The following is a 14,000-nucleotide window of genomic DNA, read 5'->3' on the forward strand; positions in this document are numbered from 1 at the left end:
AATAAATTAGAAAATTGTACTCCGTAAATTTTGCACGAAAACGCTAAGGTGCGTTGATGTTCACCACTGTATAAAACGTGTGGTGGAGGAAGCGTGAGACATTCAATCCGTCATTAGTGAATAACGCAGCGCTAAAAGCATCGAAGGTTGAGAGTTCGTTAGCTTTTGGAACAAAGGAGACTTTGGAGAGTTCAGTTAGGGAAATTGAATGATCACTCAATTCGATGAATTGAATTGGATTTCCGCACTCGGTGTATTGAATTTGTGTGGAATAATTAATTGAATTGCCCGGTGCTGCTGCAGCGTTTGTCGCATAGAATCCAATAAAAGAAATGGCCATTGTTGCAAAGAGAATGGCTGTGACTTTTCTAATATGATGGAAGGGAATGGTCAAAATGAAGAAGATTATGATTAAATATAAATAAAAAAAGGCCTTTTGTAAAAGCTCATGCTGATCCTTAAGAATACGTTTAACTTGAATTAACTTTCGGAATCAAATAATCTTACAGCTGTGCAGGATATCACTACCATTACCCAATACTTCCCATATCTTACAGAACAACAACGTAATCAATTTGAAAAACTGGGACCTCTGTATAAGGAATGGAATGAAAAAATTAATGTCATATCCCGGAAGGACATTGAAAACCTGTATGTAAATCATGTACTGCACTCATTAGGGATTGCAAAAGTGATTTCCTTTTTACCGGAAGCAAATGTTCTTGATGTCGGAACAGGTGGCGGATTTCCAGGCATACCACTAGCAATTCTTTTCCCACATACACAGTTTCATCTGGTCGATTCTATCGGGAAAAAAATAACGGTTGTAAAAGAAGTTGCTCAGGGATTAGGCCTGACAAATGTTATCGCAGAACAGAATCGCGCAGAGCAACTCAAGTTAAAGTATGATTTTATTGTGAGTCGTGCAGTGACCCAGATGCAGGAATTTTATGGTTGGGTCAATAACAAGATCAAACCGAAATCCCTTCATACAATTGATAATGGAATATTGTACTTAAAGGGTGGAGATCTTGATGAAGAGATGGATAAACTGAAGCGACCCTATAGTCTTTACGACCTTCCAACATTCTTTAAGGAGGATTTTTTCGAGACTAAAAAGGTCGTTTACATGCCATTGTAGCCTTTTTTAGCTTTTAAACAGCATATTTTTAATCAACTTGTTGCATCAGCATTGAAATTTTCCTTATCCTTGCGGTGATGAGAAAAGCAATTGCCCTCTTCTTTCTCTTTATTATCACGCTAAACATAGCGGGATATTACCTCGTTTTCGAGGGCTGGAAATATCATAACTCCATCAGCTCCGTTGACGATGAGAGATCCAATTCACAGGAACTAATCATCGAAATACCCATCAGTGTCCCATACGTTACTCAGGAGAAAGAATGGGAAAAGGCTGACGGCCAGTTTGAATATCAAGGTGAGCTGTACAAAATTGTTAAGCAGAAAATTGGTCTTGATGCCGTTTTGATTGCCTGTGTCAAAGATCACGAAGGCAATAGGATTAATCAGCAACAGGAAGAACTTGCTCAGGCATTTTCAGATAAACCCGTAGATGCGAAACAGAATGTTAAGACAGTTCCGGGTTTCATTAAGGAATACATTTCAAATATTGTATCAGTTAAATCTTCTGTGGTTGGCTGGTCTTTAGAAGTTGCTTACATCTCAGCACTTCAATCTCTCGTACCAACATTTTCTCCTTCGATCGTTCATCCTCCTGAACGCATCGCTTAATCGAACATCAGCTTCTTAATTGGTTTTCCTGGTTGACAGGGAAATGTATTAAGTCCTCCTGAATGTTCTGGACAACTTTTGTTGTCACCTCTGATCATCAATGCATAATTCAATTGATCGATCGGAATTCCCCGAAACCCATTTTTTAACACATATGAAGAGAGTCTACGTAATTATTTTTTCACTTTTTGCGGTCGGTGCACAAGCACAATCGCTAACCGATGGCTTGCTGATGCCAAAGGGTGCCTTTTGCACAGGATTTCTATACACCCATGACCAGTGGAAAGACTATTGGGAAGGTGGATTGAAGCGTGATAACGCAAACATCGGAACGATCACAACGCAGAGTATTACCTGGATGGGTAACTATGGTGTGACTGAAAAGATGAACATCATTGCGATGGTGCCATTTGTGAAAACACATGCAAGCCAGGGTACATTGACAGATATGCAAGGGATTCAGGATTTATCATTGTCCGTGAAGTACAGGTTTTTTGCAAAAGATTTTGCATCCAGCGGATTTCGTGCTTTTGCAGTAGGAACAGCATCAACGCCACTGACAAACTATACACCGGATCTTTTACCGCTTTCAATAGGAATGGCAAGCACAAATTTCACGGCGCGTGTTACTGGTAACTACCATCTTAACAGTGGATGGTATATCAATGCAAGCACAGGTTATACTCTTAGAAGCAACGTTAAGCTTGACAGACCATCCTACTACAGCGATGGCCAGTTGTATTTTACTGATCAGGTAAAAATGAACGATGTGTACGACTTCACAACTATGCTGGGTTACTATAAAAATGGTATCCAGGCGGAAGCTTTCTATTCACAGCAAAATACTTTGGGTGGTGGTGACATCCGTCGTCAGGATATGCCTTTCGTTTCGAATAGAATGAACTATTCAAAAGTTGGTGCATTGCTGATGTACTATCTTCCAAAACCTAAGAATCTTGCCGTACGTGCCTCTTTCAGCTATACAGTTGATGGCCGCAACGTTGGTCAGGCCACCACACTGATGGGCGGCTTGCTTTATACCTTTCATTTCTCTTCTAAAAACGAAACTGTTCCACAGCCATGAGATCAATTCATTTTTCAAAAATCGCAGTTCTTTTTTTCGCAGTTGTATTGCTGCCGATCAGCTGCAAGGACATTGACAACAGTGAGCATTTAGTAGCACAGGCTCCGCTTAGCATTGATGCAAATGCAGGAACATGGGCTCCTGTGTTTTTGAATCCAATCAATCAGATTGCTGTACCAGCACCGACACTTGTAGGATCAGCTGCTTATCTCGCTGAGCTTGCAACGATCAAAGATCTTCAGAGCAAACTGACGCCAGCGCAAAAGAAATCTATTGAGTACTGGAGTGTAGGAGGAATTCTTCGTTGGAATCAAATCTTCCGTGCTTTAGTAGCACGTTACAACCTTCCTCCAGCACCAAATCCAGATGGAAGCTATCCTGGGCCTGATGCTGAGAATCCATTTGCTGATCCGGGATTTCCTTTTTCAAATCCTCCCTATGCCGCAAGAGCTTATAGCTACGCATCGGTAGCACAGTATGATGCGTTGAAAGCAGCATGGTATTATAAATATCAATATAACAGACCTGCACCTTACAATGTAGATCCGGCGATCCAATCATTGATGCCAAAAACCGACCTGCCTTCATATCCATCAGAAGATGCAGTAATGTCAGGAGCAGCTGCAGATATTTTGAAATCATTATTTCCAGCTGCTATTGAAGAAATTACATTGAAAGCAGGCGAGCAACGTAGTGCTGCTCTTTGGGCTGGTAAAGCAACACCAAGCGATATTACCGCTGGACTTAACCTTGGAAAAGCAGTTGCCGCCGTATTCATTGCCCGCGCTGGTGGCGACGGAATGAGAAATGCAATTGGTTCGAAACCATTATGGGATGGCTTGAAAGCAAATGCTGAGAGCAGACAGGATGTTGCCTGGTTGAGCCAGGACTTGCCTCCTCGTCCTCCGATGCTTCCCTTCTTTGGTTTAAATGGAGTAAATGGAGCTTCGGTAAAATGCTGGAGCATGACAACTCAGAATATTATCGATGTTCGACCAGTTCCTCCACCAGTTGCAGGTTCCTCTGAAATGGCAAAGGAACTTGCTGAAGTAAAATTCTATGCTGATAATCTTGACAGAGGTAGACTTGCTATTGTACATAAGTGGGCTGACGGAGTTGGAACTTACTCTCCTCCAGGACACTGGAATGATATTGCTGAGGAATACATCCGTGACGCGCGTTTTAGTGAGGTGAGAGCAGCTCGTGCCTTTGCATTGCTCAACATGTCAATGCATGACGCGGTTGTTGCTTGCTGGGACACAAAGTACTTTTATTTCAATGCAAGACCAGCACAATTGGATCCTACAATCAAGACCAGCACAGGTTTGCCAAACTTTCCATCATATGTTTCAGGACACTCAACATTTTCAGCTTCAGCGGCAACGGTGTTAAGTTATCTTTTCCCTGCAGGGGCAAAGGATTTTAATACCATGTCTGAAGAAGCTGCTATGTCAAGATTGTATAGCGCAATTCACTATCGTACGGATTGTGTAGCAGGAACTGAATTAGGAACTAAAGTTGCAGGGTTCACAGTTGCATTTGCTAACGGTGACGGTGCTAATTAAGATAATAAAGATATCCTGACCGCTGGACACGGGCAGGTACATAATTAAATACAGATGTAGTTAATTATTAATTGGGTAAAGCGGAGGGAGGGGGCTCTCTCCGCTTTTTTTAAAAGAAATTCTAAATGAAAAAACTTTTCATATTAATATTTTTTACTGCCTTCGCTTTTCAGGTATTCTCACAGGATTCTCTTGTTACCAAAAAACTGGATCCTGTAGTAATCAAAGGAAAGATATGGTCGGATATCATGCGATTGCCGGCTGAACAAGGAACCAATATTTGGGCGGGGAAGAAAAGTGAAGTGATCAATCTTCAAAATATCAATGCCAATATTGCTGAAAAGACAGGGCGCCAGATCTTTGCAAAGATCCCGGGAGTGTTTGTTTATGATATGGATGGAACGGGTAATCAAACCAACATTTCAACCAGAGGACTCGATCCTCACCGTGGATGGGAATATAATATCCGCAGAAATGGAACGATTACAAATTCAGACATCTATGGTTATCCGGCAAGTCATTACAGCATGCCGATGGAAGCAATTGAACGAATAGAATTAGTTCGTGGCACTGGTTCACTTCAGTATGGTGCACAGTTTGGCGGTATGCTGAACTATATAACTAAAGCTCCTGATACAACAAGGAGATTGGGTTTTGAAAGTGTTAATTCCGTCGGCTCCTTTGGTTTGATGAGCACATACAACGCCGTTAGTGGTAAGATCGGGAAATTTCAATACAGGGCTTATTACACGAAGCGTATCTCGAAGGGTTACCGCAATAATAGCGATACTGACTATGATGCCCAATCTTTATTAGTAAGCTATTCACCTTCCAATAGATTAAAATTTACAATGGAGGTAGGTCGTTCAAACTATGTCTATCACATTCCAGGGCCACTAACCGATAGCATGTTTAATGCAAACCCAAAACAATCGATACGTTCAAGAAATTATTTTAATCCGGAGATCTATGTTCCTTCATTGAAAATGGAGTGGAGTCCTTCTGCAGGAACGAAAGTTCTATTAACAACCTCAGCGGTGCTGGGATACCGCAACAGCGTACAGTTTGACAGACCTGCTGATATTGTAGATGCAATCAATCCCGCTACTCTGACATATGCAGCCAGACAGGTCGATATTGATAATTTTAATAGTTATACCTCCGAGTTGAGGATTTTACATTCTTATTCTTTTATGAATGTAAATAATACCATTGCCGCCGGGGTTCAGTATGTAAATAATGATCTTCACCGTCAGCAGTTAGGTAAAGGAACTACCGGTACTGGTTTTGATTTAACGTTGACAGAGCCTGCCTTTGGCCGGGATATGCATTTAAAGTCAACGAACGTTGCTTTTTTTGCAGAGAATAAAATTCAGGTTTTGCCAAACCTGGTATTGAATCCTGGTGTGAGACTGGAATCAGGAGAATCCGTATTTTCAGGTGTGATCAATTATTATGATCCGGGTCAAATCCCTAACACCATCAAGCATCAATTCCCGCTTTTTGGAATTAACTGTGAATATAACCTTAAGCAAATAGGTTCTTTTTATGCAGGATTTGCCCAAGCGTACCGTCCAGTGATTTTAAAGGAGATTATAGCTTCTTCTATTTACGAACGTGTTGATAAAAATTTGAAGGATGCTGCAGGATACAATCTTGAAGCGGGTTTTCGTGGGAATACCTCAAACTTCAAATGGGATGTAGGAGTTTTCAGACTGGTATACAACAATCGTCTTGGAAGTCAGTCCGTGCTGGAAGATGGAGTATTCTATCTGTACCGTACTAACATTGGAAATTCAGTTACGGAGGGAGCAGAGATTTTTCTTGAGTATGGAGTGGATTTTGCAAAGGATGCGAAGATTTCATTCTTTACGTCTACTGCATTGTTTAACGGACGATATACAGATGCTCAGATTAAAGTAGGAGACACAAATGTTTCTGTTAATGGAAATAAACTTGAAAGTGTTCCTGACATTATTACACGTAACGGTGTTACTATCCGTAGGTCAGGAGCAAGCGTTTCATTTCTCTACAGTTACACTGGTGAGACCTTTGCGGATGCCCTGAATACACGGAAGCCATCAGCAAATGGTTCTGTTGGTTTAGTGCCATCCTACGGTATACTGGATATAAATTCTTCATTCAGGGTTTCAAGTCAGCTCATGTTCAGAATCAACGTGAACAATGTGCTGGATCAGCAGTACTTTACAAAGAGACCAACATTTTACCCAGGTCCTGGAGTCTGGTCTTCTGATGGAAGATCGATCAGCTTTACAGTAGGGTTTACACTTTAAAATTCAATTGTTATGGGGGGAGCGCTGCAACGCTTCTCCTATAATAATTCTTAAAAAAGATAGCTAATAAACAATTGTGGACCGGATATCCATTGCTATGAATGTTGAGTGATTACCTCACTCATTTGATTGATTACTTTTTCTTTTAAAGCCTGGACATCTGAAAGCAGTAATCCTTCTGTTGAGATTTCTGGTAATATAAATATCTTGATCTTTCCAGGCTTGATCGTGAATTCCTTGGGTGGCATCAGTTTCCCCGCGTTGAGAATGATCATTGGCAGCAGTGGTTGCTGAGTTTCAATAGCAATGCGGAACGCGCCGTCATAGAATGGCTTCAATGGTTCTGGTCCGCGATTTTGAGTTCCTTCCGGAAAAATCAAAATCGATATTCCTCTTTTCAGAACATCCTTCAGGTGATCCATGCTCTTTCTGCGACTTTCATTGCTGGATCTGTCTACGATAATGGTGGCGTTCTTTGCAATCCATCCAAATACCGGAATCTTCTTTAGTTCTTTTTTTGCAAGAGGCCGTATCTGGGTCGGCACCGTGAGACAAACTCCCGGGATATCCAGAGAGGAGGTATGATTGCTTACATAGACATACGACTTACCAGGATGGATATTTTCTTTCCCTTTAATTTCATATGGAATAAAATTCAACTTGCTGAAAGTCCACGACCATAACTTTAGGAATTGATAGCTGATCGTTCCATATCGTTCGCCAAAAAGAAAGGGAAGGAGAATCCCCGGAAGATAGAGGATCATGAAAAAGGTGAAAACGAATACCACCCATGCGATGTACAACTTTTCAAATATGATACGAATGAATCCCAAGCAGTCTGAATTTACCGCAAGATCGGGAAAAAACGTTAATTGATTACCGGTTAAATGTTAAACGGTTGTTGCTGTTTGGAAACTTTCGGATAGATTATTTAAGATATTTCCAATGCCTGATTTTTCCTTCTGCCATCCATTCAATCGCTGTATTCAATCTCTTTTCACGGGTGGCATCTGTTTTAGCTTCCGTGATCCACTCTATATATTCTTTCCTGTTGGTATAATTAAAGGATTCAAAAGTTTTTCGGGCCTCACTATTTTTAAGAAGCTCTGACTTCAGATCTGTCGGTACTTTAAGCGCTTGCTTAATCTGAGGTGTTGGTTTCTTTACCACCTTGATATCTTCGTCATTAAGTCTCATCGCTTCCTCAATGTATTTTTTGAGGATACTATCAGATGGAAGATCTTTCAAAGTCTTCAGTTGTCCGAAATGCCCCATGGCTGTTTTATTGCCAACAGACAGAAGCTTATCATAATCTTCCATAAGACGAGCTTTCCAGAATCCAAAGGCACAATGCTGATTGAAAGCCGCCATGGAGCAAAGCATTCCCTTGTATTGAAAGTGAGGACTGCTCCATTTCATGGTTTCCTCTACCTCCGGGCAGCATGCATGCACAACTTTTCTCAAGTGATTAAGAATAGGTTTTGCGAAAGCTGCCGACTTTTCAATGTAGGCGTCAAAACGTTTGTCTTTCTTACCCATAGCTGCTGAATTATTTTTGTACAAGACTAAACCAGTTCCCGGAGTCGTCTTTAAACAAAGCTTCAAGTCCGTAGAATTCCTCTTTTGGAGCTTTCTTAAATTCTATGCCTTTTGCCTTGAGCTCTTCATACGTTGCATAGATGTCCTTACATTGAAACACTCCGAAGCCAAAGGTTCCTTTGCTCACGAGATTTCTCATTTGTTCCGCAGTTTCTTTATTAAACATCATCCCCGCTTCAATGGCCATCAATGTAATTTCGAGTTCAGGTTGCTCTGGTGGAGTAACCGTTAGCCACCGTGCACCCGGCCCCATAGGTGCATCTGTATGGACCTTAAAGCCTAGTTTATTAACATAAAAATCATAGGCGCTGTCCTGATTGAGGACAAACACACTTACGTGCGATAATCTTGTTACCATAATCAGTGTTTGTTTTTCTGAACAAATATGAGAGAATAGTTCAATTTATGACTTCTTGAAAATTGCTTTTTTTGGTCCAACCCTTCGCTTCCGCGAAACAATTAGGAACAAACTTGAGTGGAGCTTTCTGTACATCAGTCTTTATCTGAAGCTGACGTTGCTGATAAAGAGACGGTGTTATCCCCACAATTTTCTTAAATAATCCTGTAAAAGAACTTACGCTTTCAAATCCGACGGCATGGCAAACATCAATTGCCGACTTCCCTGATTGCAATAACAAGGATGCATGGTGAATCCGGACGGAAGTGAGGTAGTGATGAGGTGTTTTTCCGTAAGATTTTTTAAACAGGCGTATAAAATGATATTTTGAGAAGAAGGCTTCATCAGCAATGTTATCCAGGTTAATGCTTTCTGCATAGTGACTATCGATGAATAGCTTAGCCTGAACAATGCGACGGTACAAGTAGATTTTTGGATAAGAAATGCCGTCCATATTGAATTGATGATCAGGAAAGATATTCTGATTGCAGGCATTTTAAAATCAAAGGCAATAAATTTTTTACTGAGGAGTAGTGATGCGAATTGTAATTATCTTTGAGAATGCCATCCAGAATCCTTTATCTCATCCTCTTTTCAGCGATTTTGCGAATAGTTGTTGGGGCATCCCTTGAACTCAGCAACGATGAGGTTTATTACTTTCTATATGCTCTGGATCTTCAGCCAAATTACTTTGATCACCCACCCGGCGTCGGAATTCTGATTCGATTTTTTACGGGCAACTTATTATTTACCAGTGAATTATTTGTCAGGCTCGGAGCCATAGTGGGCGCAGCACTTGGTACTTACATTTCTTTCAAATTAGGAAGTCTTCTTAAGAATGAGAGAACAGGTTGGTTCGCTGCTATTCTGTACAACACCAGCATCTATACATCTGTTATTGCAGGAACCTTCATCATTCCCGACAGCCCTCAGGTGATTTTCTGGCTCGCATCATTATGGATAGGATATCAGATCATTTTGAATGCTCATCAGCAGCAATCATCATCATTTATCCATTGGATATTATTTGGCCTCCTGTCAGGTTTAGCTATTCTTTGCAAAGTTCATGGCGTCTTTATCTGGTTTGGATTTGGAATGTATATTCTGCTTTATAAAAGAAGTCTTCTTGCAAAGCCAGGACTCTATGCAGCGGCTCTCATTACAGCATTGGTTGTTAGCCCCATTCTCATCTGGAATATTCAAAACGATTTCATCACTTATAAATTTCATAGTGAACGTGTAGCAGTACGGGAGTCGCTTATTCATCTCGACTATTTTATTCAAACGGTCGGAGGTCAGATTCTGTATAATAATCCTGTCAATGTTGTTCTTATTTTTATCGGTTTGTGGAAAGTAAGAAGTCTTAAATTCATGGATAGTATTGCATTGCGATTTGTCTTATGGAACGGCCTTCCAATGATATTAGTTGTCACGGGAATGTCGTTGTTCAATTCCATTCTTCCACATTGGAGTGGCCCGGGATTTATGGTAATGGCCTTGCTTGCTGCTGCCTATCTCGACGAAAAATCCAAAGGCAGCTCATATTCACTTCCGTTAATTTTGAAATCAAGTGCTTATCTCATCGTCACCGCATTTGTCGCGGCTGCCATCCTGATAAATTTCTATCCAGGCACTTTGGGATATCGGGATAAGCCGAGATACGGTGAGGGTGACTTCACATTGGATATGTATGGTTGGAAACAGTTTGCTGATCAATTCAGTCCCTGGCTTGTCTCACAGAAAAAGTCAGGAAATCTGGATAATAATATTAAGATTGTTTCTCATAAATGGTTTCCTGCTGCGCACCTTGATTATTATGTGGCACTTCCCCATAACATCTCCCTGGTAGGGGTTGGTAGGGTAACGGACCTTCATCAGTATTTCTGGTTGAACAATGATCGTCCTACTCTTATGAAAGGAGAGGATGCCTTGTGTGTTGTCCCGAGCAACTATTCTATCAATCTCGATGAAGCTTTTCTTCCATATTTCTCCTCCCTGGAGCTACTGGAAACTTTTGAAAACTCCAGAAGCGGAGAAGTTGTGAGATATTTTTCGGTTTACAAACTGAAGGATTATCAGATGACGGATGAAATGCATGCTGCGAAGGGGAAATGATGTGGTTGAAACTTCTTTCACCGTAAAATCTAAATACCCCACTATCATCGTATATCATTTGATGATCTGTCGAGTTCTGTTGATCCTGCTTATTTTGCCTTCCGCGTCTCTTTTGAGCTATGGACAGGCTGTAGAAAACATGTCAAGTTTTCGAATGATTGATTCAAAAAGATATATCAGATTTAACTACGAGAACGACTACTTCACCGCTACTGATTACTATTTCACACAAGGGATGAATCTTGAAGTGGTGGCTCCATCTTATAGTAAGTTTCCTATCAGTAAGGCATTATTTACACCCCGAAGCTCTGGTAGTCAGTATGGGATTTCGATTGAGCATAACGGCTATACTCCAACGAGTATTGAAAGTAATACCATTTTATATGGAGACCGGCCGTTTGCCGCAGCCTTGATGTTGAAGACATTCGCCTTAAGTGTGGATTCAGTTCGTCACATTCGTACAACATCTTCATTAACATTAGGCGTCATTGGGCCAGCTGCTGGTGGATATGAAATGCAAAAAGCCATTCACTCATGGATAAAAGGTCAGGAGCCTTTTGGCTGGCAGTACCAAATTCAGAATGATGTAGTTGTTAATTATGAAGTTGGCCTGGAGAAGAATATTCTTTCATCAGGAAATAATTTTATTGTCAATGGTTTTGCGAGTGCAAGAGTAGGTACTCTTAATACAAAGATCTCAACCGGTGCTGTTGTGATGCTGGGTCGACTCAATGGGGCAATTGCTTCCGTTTTTTCCCGTGAAAAAGCATCGTCAGGAAAGTTGAAATTTCATTTATACGTACAACCAGTTGTGAATGTGGTCGCCTATGACGCAACGCTTCAGGGAGGGTTATTTAATAGCTCAAGCCCCTATACGATTTCTTCTGGTGATGTCTCTCATGTTACATTTCAGGCTAATTATGGAGGAGTGCTCAGCTTTGGGTCTATTCATCTTGACTATTTCAAAACCATTATCAGTAAGGAATTTGAATCAGGGATGTATCACCGATGGGGTGGGATCCGTGTGGGTGTGAATTTGTGATAAAATTCCATAAATAATTTCAGGGATCACGGATTTTCAGCCCCGTGGAACGAAAATTGAATAGGGAGAGCATCCTAAAACGGATTTTGATATGCTTTCCTCTCAAACCAGCAGCCGGCTTAAATTCTCTTTTCTCATTTCTTTTTTCTGGATCATTGCCAATCTCTCTTCCGGGCAGACAATTGACAACATGGCGAGTTTCCGCATGGTGGATGGTAATCGCTACATAAGACTCAATGTTGACAATGATTACTTCACTGCCACTGACGACTATTATACTGCGGGAATTAATCTTGAGATGGTTCACCCGCTTTTCAGGAAATTTCCTCTCACCAAAATACTGGTGGCGCCACAGCGATATAAGACCCGATCAGGCATCTCACTTGAGCAGAATGGATATACTCCAAAAAGTATTGAGCATGATGATATTTTATACGGAGATCGTCCCTTTGCTGCCACGCTGCAGCTCAAGACATTTTCTATGAGTGTGGATTCCATGCGGCATCAGAGAATTACTTCTTCTCTTTCTCTTGGGATCATTGGCCAGGGTGCCGGAGGTTACGGTGTGCAGAAGGCCCTTCATGAATTGATTCATTATACGATCCCACGAGGATGGCAAAATCAGATTCACAACGACATTATAATAAACTATGAGTTCGCCTTTGAAAAGAATCTTGTTCATCTCAACAATAAATTTTTAATCAATGGTATGATGCAGGCGAGAGCAGGAACCTTAAACACGCGACTCTCTTCTGGATTTGTTATGATGATTGGAAAATTAAATCCCAGTATCACGCGGGCATTTTCTGAAAGTGGAATATCTGCCATCCCGACAAAGAAGTTCAGATTTCATGTCTATCTGCAGCCTTTGATGAACATCGTTGGATATGATGCGACCTTGCAAGGTGGTTTTTTCAATAGAGACAGTCCTTATACCATATCACAAAATGATCTTACCCGTATAACATTTCAGGCTAATTACGGGTTTGTTCTCTCTTTCAAGTCCATCTATCTCGAGTATTTCAAGTCCATCATCAGCAAGGAATTTGTTGAAGGAGATTTTCACAGATGGGGTGGAGTAAGGATCGGAGTGAAGTGGTAGTAAGAATTTATTCTACCTCTTCGGACTTGTTAACGATATTTCGAATAACGTGATCCAGCTCATTGGCTGAAGCCAGGAGATAGCTCATCAGTTCACTTTTGTTTTGCTGATCCTCCGGATGCTGAAGGATATTAATAAGTCCCAGGATTCTGGCAAGCGGACCCCGGACCCCATGGGACTGAAGCCAGGCGATGTCTCTCAATTTGGTATTCTGTTCTTTGATGGCCTGTTCCGCTAATTTTTTTTCAGTAACATCCTGAACAAGCGACATGATGGTTATAACTTCTCCATTTCGGTTTTTGAGAACAGAATTATGCCATTCGCACCAGATAACCCTGCCATCTTTGGTAATGTTCCTTTGTTGGGTAGAATTCCTTTCGATTGCTCCGCTGATCAGCTCGTCCGCAATTTTTCTAACCATCTCTCTGTCCTCTTCATGCACCTGACTTAATTCATTGATCTCTCCTTTCAGCCATTCTTTAGGTTTCCATCCAAAGATCTCTTCTGCTCTTTTGGAGAGCAATTGTATGTGGAGATTAGTATCCCACTCAATAAACCCGAGGGGTGTATTTTCAATATGAAACAGAAGTCTCTCATGCGCTACAATCAACTCTTTTTCCGTGTCATGAAGAGAGCTTTGAATTAACTTCTTATCGATCGCCTGAATGATTGCCGTTGGCAGACGTTTCAGATTATTTTTTAATACATAATCATCAGCACCTGCCTTGATGATGGAAGCTGCAAACTCTTCCGAAACGGCACCTGTCACAAGAATGAATGGAGTAAGGGGAGACGTCTGCTTGCAAATTGAAAGCGCTTCCATTGAATTGAATTGTGGAAGCTGATGATCGCTAAGGATCAGATCCGGCAGAAAAGATTGAAGAGCGTCAATAAAGTCGTTGCGGGTGAAAACGATTTTTGTGTCAAGGATAAGGCCAGCGCGATGGAGTGTTTTGAGGATAAAGCCAGCATCTTCCTCGCTATCTTCCAGCATGATCACTTTAATCCTCTTTTCCATGGTAGATAGAAGTTAATTAATAATAATTAATT

Annotated in this window: 14 protein-coding genes; 8 read left to right on the forward strand and 6 right to left on the reverse strand. The window is 41.1% G+C overall.

Annotation, left to right across the window (positions count from 1 at the left end):
* Positions 1-43 precede the first annotated feature (43 nt).
* A complete protein-coding gene (locus tag HOP08_13225) occupies positions 44-394 on the reverse strand; it encodes a hypothetical protein (GenBank protein ID NOT75881.1) in 351 nt (116 codons plus the stop codon).
* A gap of 126 nt (positions 395-520) precedes the next feature.
* Between HOP08_13225 and rsmG the strand changes: the two genes are divergently transcribed.
* From rsmG to HOP08_13250, 5 genes are all read left to right on the forward strand, one after another.
* Complete coding sequence (gene rsmG / locus HOP08_13230) at positions 521-1,141, forward strand: 16S rRNA (guanine(527)-N(7))-methyltransferase RsmG (protein ID NOT75882.1); 621 nt, start codon at positions 521-523, stop codon at positions 1,139-1,141.
* A gap of 77 nt (positions 1,142-1,218) precedes the next feature.
* A complete protein-coding gene (locus HOP08_13235) occupies positions 1,219-1,752 on the forward strand; it encodes a hypothetical protein (protein NOT75883.1) in 534 nt (177 codons plus the stop codon).
* 154 nt (positions 1,753-1,906) lie between these two features.
* Positions 1,907-2,836 (forward strand): hypothetical protein, encoded by a 930-nt coding sequence (locus tag HOP08_13240; GenBank protein NOT75884.1) that lies wholly within the window; start codon positions 1,907-1,909, stop codon positions 2,834-2,836.
* Entirely contained in the window at positions 2,833-4,401 is a 1,569-nt protein-coding gene (locus tag HOP08_13245) for a phosphatase PAP2 family protein (GenBank protein ID NOT75885.1), read from the forward strand. The genes HOP08_13240 and HOP08_13245 overlap by 4 nt, the downstream gene beginning before the upstream one ends.
* A 125-nt stretch (positions 4,402-4,526) precedes the next feature.
* Complete coding sequence (locus HOP08_13250; GenBank protein NOT75886.1) at positions 4,527-6,695, forward strand: TonB-dependent receptor; 2,169 nt, start codon at positions 4,527-4,529, stop codon at positions 6,693-6,695.
* A 95-nt stretch (positions 6,696-6,790) separates the two neighbouring features.
* Here HOP08_13250 and HOP08_13255 read toward each other — a convergent pair whose 3' ends face one another.
* The 4 genes from HOP08_13255 to HOP08_13270 all read right to left on the reverse strand — a co-directional run bounded on the left by HOP08_13255 (position 6,791) and on the right by HOP08_13270 (position 9,145).
* Positions 6,791-7,528 carry a 1-acyl-sn-glycerol-3-phosphate acyltransferase gene (locus tag HOP08_13255; protein NOT75887.1) on the reverse strand — a complete coding sequence of 246 codons (738 nt, stop codon included), beginning with the start codon at positions 7,526-7,528 and terminating at the stop codon, positions 6,791-6,793.
* Between the two features lie 94 nt (positions 7,529-7,622).
* The gene (locus HOP08_13260; protein ID NOT75888.1) at positions 7,623-8,234 is read right to left on the reverse strand and encodes a hypothetical protein; all 612 of its coding nucleotides are present in this window, start codon (positions 8,232-8,234) and stop codon (positions 7,623-7,625) included.
* Positions 8,235-8,244: 10 nt separating this feature from the next.
* A complete protein-coding gene (locus HOP08_13265) occupies positions 8,245-8,652 on the reverse strand; it encodes a VOC family protein (protein NOT75889.1) in 408 nt (135 codons plus the stop codon).
* Between the two features lie 40 nt (positions 8,653-8,692).
* Positions 8,693-9,145, reverse strand: coding sequence for a helix-turn-helix transcriptional regulator (locus tag HOP08_13270; GenBank protein NOT75890.1), 453 nt, complete (start codon positions 9,143-9,145; stop codon positions 8,693-8,695).
* A gap of 107 nt (positions 9,146-9,252) precedes the next feature.
* Here HOP08_13270 and HOP08_13275 point away from each other — a divergent pair, with 107 nt between their 5' ends.
* The 3 genes from HOP08_13275 to HOP08_13285 all read left to right on the forward strand — a co-directional run bounded on the left by HOP08_13275 (position 9,253) and on the right by HOP08_13285 (position 12,950).
* On the forward strand, positions 9,253-10,806 hold the full coding sequence (locus HOP08_13275; protein NOT75891.1) for a glycosyltransferase family 39 protein: 1,554 nt from the start codon (positions 9,253-9,255) through the stop codon (positions 10,804-10,806).
* Positions 10,807-10,945: 139 nt separating this feature from the next.
* Complete coding sequence (locus tag HOP08_13280; protein ID NOT75892.1) at positions 10,946-11,848, forward strand: lipid A deacylase LpxR family protein; 903 nt, start codon at positions 10,946-10,948, stop codon at positions 11,846-11,848.
* 91 nt (positions 11,849-11,939) lie between these two features.
* Positions 11,940-12,950: a lipid A deacylase LpxR family protein gene (locus HOP08_13285; protein NOT75893.1), complete on the forward strand. Its 1,011-nt coding sequence runs from the start codon at positions 11,940-11,942 to the stop codon at positions 12,948-12,950.
* Positions 12,951-12,957: 7 nt separating this feature from the next.
* Here HOP08_13285 and HOP08_13290 read toward each other — a convergent pair whose 3' ends face one another.
* Positions 12,958-13,968, reverse strand: coding sequence for a PAS domain S-box protein (locus HOP08_13290; protein ID NOT75894.1), 1,011 nt, complete (start codon positions 13,966-13,968; stop codon positions 12,958-12,960).
* Between the last annotated feature and the right edge of the window lie 32 nt (positions 13,969-14,000).

It is taken from the genome of Cyclobacteriaceae bacterium (assembly GCA_013141055.1).
In the GTDB taxonomy this organism is placed as follows: Bacteria; Bacteroidota; Bacteroidia; order Cytophagales; family Cyclobacteriaceae; genus ELB16-189.

What these genes read in the sequence shown, in the direction of transcription:
- HOP08_13235 (NOT75883.1), top strand. Translation starts at nt 1,219, where the DNA reads ATGAGAAAAGCAATTGCCCTCTTCTTTCTCTTTATTATCACGCTAAAC.
- HOP08_13240 (NOT75884.1), top strand. Translation starts at nt 1,907, where the DNA reads ATGAAGAGAGTCTACGTAATTATTTTTTCACTTTTTGCGGTCGGTGCA.
- HOP08_13245 (NOT75885.1), top strand. Translation starts at nt 2,833, where the DNA reads ATGAGATCAATTCATTTTTCAAAAATCGCAGTTCTTTTTTTCGCAGTT.
- HOP08_13250 (NOT75886.1), top strand. Translation starts at nt 4,527, where the DNA reads ATGAAAAAACTTTTCATATTAATATTTTTTACTGCCTTCGCTTTTCAG.
- HOP08_13260 (NOT75888.1), bottom strand. Translation starts at nt 8,234, where the DNA reads ATGGGTAAGAAAGACAAACGTTTTGACGCCTACATTGAAAAGTCGGCA.
- HOP08_13265 (NOT75889.1), bottom strand. Translation starts at nt 8,652, where the DNA reads ATGGTAACAAGATTATCGCACGTAAGTGTGTTTGTCCTCAATCAGGAC.
- HOP08_13270 (NOT75890.1), bottom strand. Translation starts at nt 9,145, where the DNA reads ATGGACGGCATTTCTTATCCAAAAATCTACTTGTACCGTCGCATTGTT.
- HOP08_13275 (NOT75891.1), top strand. Translation starts at nt 9,253, where the DNA reads ATGCCATCCAGAATCCTTTATCTCATCCTCTTTTCAGCGATTTTGCGA.
- HOP08_13280 (NOT75892.1), top strand. Translation starts at nt 10,946, where the DNA reads ATGTCAAGTTTTCGAATGATTGATTCAAAAAGATATATCAGATTTAAC.
- HOP08_13285 (NOT75893.1), top strand. Translation starts at nt 11,940, where the DNA reads ATGCTTTCCTCTCAAACCAGCAGCCGGCTTAAATTCTCTTTTCTCATT.
- HOP08_13290 (NOT75894.1), bottom strand. Translation starts at nt 13,968, where the DNA reads ATGGAAAAGAGGATTAAAGTGATCATGCTGGAAGATAGCGAGGAAGAT.